Source organism: Xanthobacter autotrophicus (genome assembly GCF_030015065.1).
GTDB classification, from domain to species: Bacteria; Pseudomonadota; Alphaproteobacteria; order Rhizobiales; family Xanthobacteraceae; genus Xanthobacter; species Xanthobacter autotrophicus_D.
This window is the reverse complement of record NZ_JAIVFN010000428.1, coordinates 1-443: the sequence shown is the minus strand read 5'-3', so window position 1 is coordinate 443 and position 443 is coordinate 1. Positions and strand designations below refer to the sequence as shown.

Below are 443 nucleotides of genomic sequence, written 5' to 3'. Positions count from 1 at the left end.
ACCGTCCTCCTTATGGGGGACGGTTGTTTTCCCGGTTCCAAACCGGAGAAAGGCCCGGTTTCAAACCGGACCTTTCTGAGCAATAGACGGAATTCCGCCTATCTCGGGCCCTCGGTCGGCCCGCCTCAGCCTTTCTTGTCGATTTCGTTGAAGAACAAGGGCTCGCGGGCCAAGTCCTTTCCATCCTCTCCGACGAGGTATGCCCCCCAACTCTTGGAGTAGAACGCGCGCTCTTTGCTGAAATCCTTGGATTCGGTTCCAGCCGTCGTCAAATAACTCCCGTGGAGCGTAATGGTTTGCTCATTGCCATCCGTAGACCACACCAAGGCGCCGACGGGCGGCTTCCCTGGCCCCTCGATAGCCCCAAGAACCCGGAATTCGACCCTCACGCCGTCAGCGAGGTGGACGCAGCTGGAAGGGCTCTCCAGATATCGGATCTCCCC

The 443-nt window shown here is 58.9% G+C and carries 1 protein-coding gene; it reads right to left on the bottom strand.

Annotation, left to right across the window (positions count from 1 at the left end; all coding sequences use genetic code 11):
* Window positions 1–125: 125 nt before the first annotated feature.
* On the bottom strand, window positions 126–443 hold a 318-nt coding region (locus tag K9U40_RS23865), incomplete at its 5' end, for a hypothetical protein (RefSeq protein WP_282892531.1).